We start from the raw sequence: 5,640 nt of genomic DNA on the forward strand, positions 1-5,640 counted from the left end.
AAGGCGTAGCCGTCCTGCTCGTCCCACGGGACGTCGAGGTCGTCCATGTGCACACGCCACTCCGCTCCGGGCAGCGCGCGGCGCAACTCGGTGACGGCGCCCAGCACGTGGACCATCACCGGCAGCATCCGCCCCGGGTCGGCGGCCTCCGGGAACCGCGAAACCTGCACTCCCGCAACAGACCCTATCGACCCGCCGCCATCGACCCGGCTCGGTCGAGCAGTTCACGGACATGGTGGTTGCGGGTGTGGGGCTTGGTGGCTACGACCATCGCACGAAAGCGATCGTCCGCGCGGCCGGACTGGACCTGGGGGTAGTCGTCCAGCGCCAGATGCCAGTTCCGGACGCCTTCCTCAAGTCGGCCGGCCTCGACCTGCCACTCGGCGAGCATCGCCCGGTGGCGGACGCGCGCCCGCCGGTACGCGAGGGGCCGGACCTTCTCGGAGCGTTGGAGCGCGCGGATCGCCCCGTCGCGGTCGCCCAGCTCGAAGTTGACCTGAGCGACGTGGTAGGCAAGGGACGCGGGGTCGTAGGAACCATGGGCCTTGGCCTTCGACTCGGCCTGCTCCATGGCGACCTCGGCCACGTGGAGCATCGCCAGCACAGCGACACGCTCACCGGTCTGCGCGAGGGCGTGGGCCTGCTGGCCTGCCAGGAACGCGCGCATCCTCGGTCCCGCCTGGGGTGAGGCTGTCGACGCGGCTTCGGCGTACCGCAGGGCCGCGGCACCGTGGCCGAGTTCGACGGCCTGCACGCTCATGCCACGCAGAGTGGTGCAGTAGGTGAGGTGATCTCCGGCTGCGAGGGAGAGTTCCAACGCCTTCGTGTAGTACCTCTGGCCAAGCGTGTCCAGGCGCTCGTCCACGGCCATGTAGCCGGTCAGGTAGAGGTGGTCGGCGGCCGCCGAGAGCATCGCCCTGCGCACCGGTTCGGAGGCGGTTGCCCGAAGGTACGGGGCGATGTTGTTGACCAGGAACGCGGCCGCCATCGGTCGGGCGGTCCGGCCGCCGAACTGGTCGTCGATCTCGCTGATGCGCTCGGTCATGGCGATGACGGACTCGACCTCGCCCCTGCCGATCCGGCTGTGCGGATCGGCCCTGATCCGCTCGAACCGCCCTACGACGTCGGGCCAACCGGGAACGGTGAGTGCAACCGAGTACAGGCCCGCTCCGAGCACTCCCCTGCGCGATGGATCCATGTCGGCACTCCCGAGGTCGATCAGTCCCGCCACCGTATCGGTGGACCCGGGCCGAGCATCAGGCCCATCGGCAAAGCCTGCGACGAAAGCGGTGACGGGTCGTCCGAGACGACGGCTCAGGGCTTCCAGGACCACCGGCTGGTACTTCGCCATAGGACGGGTTCCCGAAAGCCAGTGGGATACGGCTGACTCGTCGTACTTCAGCTTCAGGCCGGCCTCAGTGCCCGCCCGATTGACCGCGCGGGCGAACTCCCCGTTGCTCGACCACCGGCACTCGGCCATCAGCCCGGCCAGTCTCTGGTTCGCTGCCCGTCCGATTGCCATCAGTGCCGCCTCCGGGCCACGTTTCAAGGGTTTCAGACATCAATGACCTCTCTACCGTGTTCACAGCCGGTACACACATGTTGACTTGTTGTCAGATCACCCGTGAGGTTCTGCCCCTGATCGAGGAAAGAAGGTCTGGGCCGAGCTGGAACTACCCGCAGAACCGATGGCCCGACGTCAGATGTCGGCCCGGCCCCGCCACACGGTCCGCGCGATTGCCCGTCGGCTGTCCGGACGTCGCCGCCCACGGATACAGCCGCCGATATCAACGCCCGCACGCTGATCAGCCGCTGTCGGGCGGCACCACTTGATACTCCCCGTCCTGCAAGGGCGGGAGACCGGCCCCCACCCCGGGGTGCCCGGGTCCGGTCCTGCCAGTCGCAGGCCGGGCAGCACATTCAATGTCACAGAGAGAGGGCAGCTCATGGTCGAGCAGCACACCGTCGAGCCGACGGACGACGAGCTGATGGTCGAGATCGGCGACGTGGTCGTCCTCACCGAGGGTCAAGGCAAGGGCAGCAGCGAGGACAAGCGCCGCGCCTACAACAGCTGACCCACTGGTGGTGCGGCCCCGACTCGTCGGGGCCGCACCACCCCCTCATCCGCTCTCCCAAGGAGGAACCGTGCTCTTCGGAGGGTTCAGCACCACATCCGCCTCCCACCCGCTTCCTGTCGGTGCCGAACTGCTCGCGACTGGATCGTCGGTCTGGTGGATCGGTGACCACCCAGCACACGTACTTGCCGCCGCCGGCCACCACAGGGTGCTCGTGCTCGGCCATTGCGGGGCCCGCGAGTTCGAGCTGTCCCGGTTGAACTGCACCCCTCCACCCGCCAATGTGGCGTGGCGTTGGCCCGGCGCCTACGTCGTAGTGGAGGAAGGCACGACCAACGTCGTCGTGCACACGGACCCTGCAGCCGCCCGCCCGGTCTACGCGGCTCGATGGAACGAGGGCTGGGCCTGGTCCACGTCCGCGCGGTTCCTGGCTTCCCTGAACGAGGCCTCGATCGACGTCGAACGGCTGGCGTGCGCGGTGTTCCTGCCGTCGGTGCCTGCCTTGGTAGGCAACCGGTCCTTCTTCGACGGGGTCCGGCAGTTGCCGCCCGGCTCTCGGATCGAGCTGCCTGCCGACGGCTCCGGCCCCCGCTTCACCACCCGCTGGCGGCCGGACCCGGTGCCCGACATGCTGCCCGGCATTCGGCTCAAGGACGCCTTGGAACGCGCGGTCACGCTGCGGGTCGTCTCGGACCCGGCGCTGTCGTGCGATCTGTCCGGTGGCCTGGACTCCACCAGCATCACGGTCCTCGCCGCCACCGCCCAGCCTTCCGACCGACGTTTGAATGCGGTCACCGTCCACCCGGACGGCGACCTCGGCGGTGCCGACCTCCACCATGCCCGCCTGACGGCGGCGCGCCACACACACCGCGTCGCGCACTGCCTGCTGCCGCTGACCGACCGGCATCTGCCCTACACCGCCATCACCGAGGTTCCGGCAACCGACGAACCGGCACCCTCGACCCTCACGCACGCCCGTCTTGCCGGCCAGCTGGATTGGATGCATGCGAAGTTGGGCACCCGTACCCACCTGACCGGCGACGGCGGCGACAGCGTCCTGTTCCAACCCCCAATCCGCCTGGCCGACCTGATCCGCCGAGGCCGAGGCCGTCGAGCAGTCACCGAGGCGTTCGGCTGGGCCCGGCTTCGGCACAGCCCCGTCGGCCCGCTGCTGTGGGACGCCGCCCTCACCGCTCGCACCAGCCGCCGAGAGGCACTGACCGCCCTCGCCGACATGGTCGGAGCGCCCGACCGCGACGACCATGGCCGAGCCACTTGGTTCTCACTGCTGCCGTTCCCTTCGTGGGCCACTCCGCGCGCCGCCGGACTCCTCACCCGGGCTGCCCGACGAATCGCCGCCCAGGCCGACCCGTTGGCCGGTCTGGACTTCTCGGTGCGGGTTCTGGTGGACGAGATCCGCGAGGTCGCTCGTACGGCCGCCTCCGATGCCCAGCTCGCCGCCGTCTGCGGCGTCGACCTGCACAACCCGTTCCTCGATCCGACCGTGGTGGACGCGGTGCTGACCGCACCACTCCTCCGACGCCCACCGCTGTACGCCTACAAGCCCACCCTGGCTAGCGCCATGGCCCACCTGCTGCCGTCCGAGACGGCGAAACGCACCACCAAGGGCAGCTCCGACGCCGATCACTACACCGGCATGCGTGTCAACCTCCCCGCCCTGTCCGCCCTGGCCGACGGCAACCTCGCCGCCCTCGGTCTCGTCCACCCCGCCCTGTTCCGCCGCCATCTGGCCCAGGCGTCCGCCGGCCTCCCCATGCCGCTCGCCACCCTCGAACAGGCCCTCACCGTCGAAGCGTGGCTGACGGCCCACCATCGCGACCCGGTCGCCGCCTGGACCCACGCCATCATCAGGAAGGATTCCCGTGGCTGATCCGCCTGCCTTCGCCGCCCCACCCCACCACGTCCGCCCCACCGACTTCGGACACGTCCTGGTCCTCGTCGACTACCGCACCGGCCGCGTCCAATGCCTGCTGCCCCATGCTGCCAGGTGCTTCCGGGAGGCCGCGCGCATCGGCAGCCCTGCCCCGTTGCCCGGCCGACTCGCCAGCCAACTCCTGGCCGCAGGACTCCTCGAACCCACCTCCGCCGCCCGGCTGTGGCCGGTGACCCAGGCCGCCGCCACGCGGGCAAGCTGGGGAAGCGTCGAGCACCCCGCTGGAGCCACCCGCCCAGGTCCCGTCCGGCTCCGAGCGCTACTGGGCGGCGCAGGCGCGCTGGCGACAGTGGCTGCAGTCAAAGCCGCCGGGGACCCCCGGACCGCGATGCTCCGCATCATCCGCGCCGTTCACCAGGCCGCGTCAAGCTGTCTCCTAGCGGCTACCCCCGAACAGGCGAAGGCAGCCGTACTCGCAGTCCGTGCCGCCGGATGGCATTCCCCGGCCCGCACGGCCTGTTTGGAGGAGTCCGTCGCAACCGTGCTGCTGCTGGCCACCCGGCGGCTCGCCGTCACCTGGTGCCACGGTGTCGCCGCCGACCCTGTACGGCTGCACGCATGGGTGCAAACTGAGGACGGCGCACCGGTCGCCGAACCGTCCTCCACCGGTGCCTACACGCCGGTCCTCACCCTCGGAGCACGCCATCACCGCCAGCCATGACCCGATCGTCTGGGTCCGCGACGACACCTGCGGGCTCGGCCCCTACCGGGCCGACCTCGTCGAGACCTACTGGGGCTGGGAGCAGGATCCCGCCCTCCTCGTCGGCTATGGCCGTCAGCAGCCCGAATCGCTGGAGGCCCGCGTCGAAGGCATCGCCCATCAACTTCGCGGCGACAACGTCCGCTTCACGATCTACCACCTCGCCGACGACGTCCCCGTCCCGGCTGGTGTCGCCACCCTGTTGCCCGATCCGTCCGTCCGCACCGCCGAGTACGTGGTGATGCTCGCTCCCGAGGCCCGTGGGAGAGGGCTGGGCACCGCGGCAACCCGCCTCGTCCTCGACTACGCGTTCCTCATCACCAACCTGCGGATGGTCTGGCTGAAGGTCCTCGCCCCGAACAAGCCCGCGATCCGTGCTTACGAGAAGGCCGGCTTCCGTACAGCGGGAACACTGCGGGAGGCCGGGTACTGGCTGGGGCAGGTCTGCGACGAAGTGATCATGGACGCCCTCGCCGCCGAGTTCGTCGGCCCCTCCGCGATCACTCCGCTCCTGACCGGTCAGAAGACTTGAGCGCCGAGGAGGCTGGCCACGTCGGCCCACGAGCCGTCTGCACGGCGGGGTGCTCGGACCGCTCCGGTACGGGAGCGGGGTGGCAACCGGGAAGGGGCATGGCCGCCGGCCCTCCCCCAGTGACCGCTCTCCTCTCTTCTCCGTCCCCCAGGCGCAGGGGAACCCCCGGCGCCTGAGGGACGGCTCCGACGTCCCTCAGAAGTCGCCGAAGGCGGCTGCGAGATCCGCGTCGTGCATACCGGGGAAGGCGTAGCCGTCCTGCTCGTCCCACGGGACGTCGAGGTCGTCCATGTGCACACGCCACTCCGCTCCGGGCAGCGCGCGGCGCAACTCGGTGACGGCGCCCAGCACGTGGACCATCACCGGCAGCATCCGCCCC

5 protein-coding genes and 1 pseudogene are annotated in these 5,640 nt (G+C 70.1%); 4 read left to right on the top strand and 2 right to left on the bottom strand.

Annotated elements, in window-relative coordinates; all coding sequences use genetic code 11:
* Nucleotides 1-184: 184 nt before the first annotated feature.
* Nucleotides 185-1,522 (bottom strand): tetratricopeptide repeat protein, encoded by a 1,338-nt coding sequence (locus PUR56_RS29490; RefSeq protein ID WP_329951188.1) that lies wholly within the window; start codon nucleotides 1,520-1,522, stop codon nucleotides 185-187.
* Nucleotides 1,523-1,946: 424 nt separating this feature from the next.
* Here PUR56_RS29490 and PUR56_RS29495 point away from each other — a divergent pair, with 424 nt between their 5' ends.
* The 4 genes from PUR56_RS29495 (at nucleotide 1,947) to PUR56_RS29510 (ending at nucleotide 5,261) form a co-directional block, all read left to right on the top strand.
* Nucleotides 1,947-2,075 carry an albusnodin family lasso peptide gene (locus tag PUR56_RS29495; RefSeq protein ID WP_329951189.1) on the top strand — a complete coding sequence of 43 codons (129 nt, stop codon included), beginning with the start codon at nucleotides 1,947-1,949 and terminating at the stop codon, nucleotides 2,073-2,075.
* A gap of 70 nt (nucleotides 2,076-2,145) precedes the next feature.
* Complete coding sequence (locus PUR56_RS29500) at nucleotides 2,146-3,966, top strand: albusnodin/ikarugamycin family macrolactam cyclase (protein ID WP_329951190.1); 1,821 nt, start codon at nucleotides 2,146-2,148, stop codon at nucleotides 3,964-3,966.
* A gap of 391 nt (nucleotides 3,967-4,357) precedes the next feature.
* Entirely contained in the window at nucleotides 4,358-4,690 is a 333-nt protein-coding gene (locus PUR56_RS29505) for a lasso peptide biosynthesis B2 protein (RefSeq protein WP_329951191.1), read from the top strand.
* A gap of 4 nt (nucleotides 4,691-4,694) precedes the next feature.
* Nucleotides 4,695-5,261 (top strand): GNAT family N-acetyltransferase, encoded by a 567-nt coding sequence (locus tag PUR56_RS29510; protein ID WP_329951192.1) that lies wholly within the window; start codon nucleotides 4,695-4,697, stop codon nucleotides 5,259-5,261.
* Nucleotides 5,262-5,456: 195 nt separating this feature from the next.
* Here PUR56_RS29510 and PUR56_RS29515 read toward each other — a convergent pair.
* Nucleotides 5,457-5,640, bottom strand: a pseudogene (locus tag PUR56_RS29515) (hypothetical protein); the annotation flags it as partial.

It is taken from the genome of Streptomyces sp. BE303, from assembly GCF_036290945.1.
Taxonomy (GTDB): domain Bacteria; phylum Actinomycetota; class Actinomycetes; order Streptomycetales; family Streptomycetaceae; genus Kitasatospora.

Excerpts from the sequence above, each read along its gene's own strand:
- PUR56_RS29490 (WP_329951188.1), bottom strand. The coding sequence starts at position 1,522 with ATGGCAATCGGACGGGCAGCGAACCAGAGACTGGCCGGGCTGATGGCC.
- PUR56_RS29505 (WP_329951191.1), top strand. The coding sequence starts at position 4,358 with ATGCTCCGCATCATCCGCGCCGTTCACCAGGCCGCGTCAAGCTGTCTC.
- PUR56_RS29495 (WP_329951189.1), top strand. The coding sequence starts at position 1,947 with ATGGTCGAGCAGCACACCGTCGAGCCGACGGACGACGAGCTGATGGTC.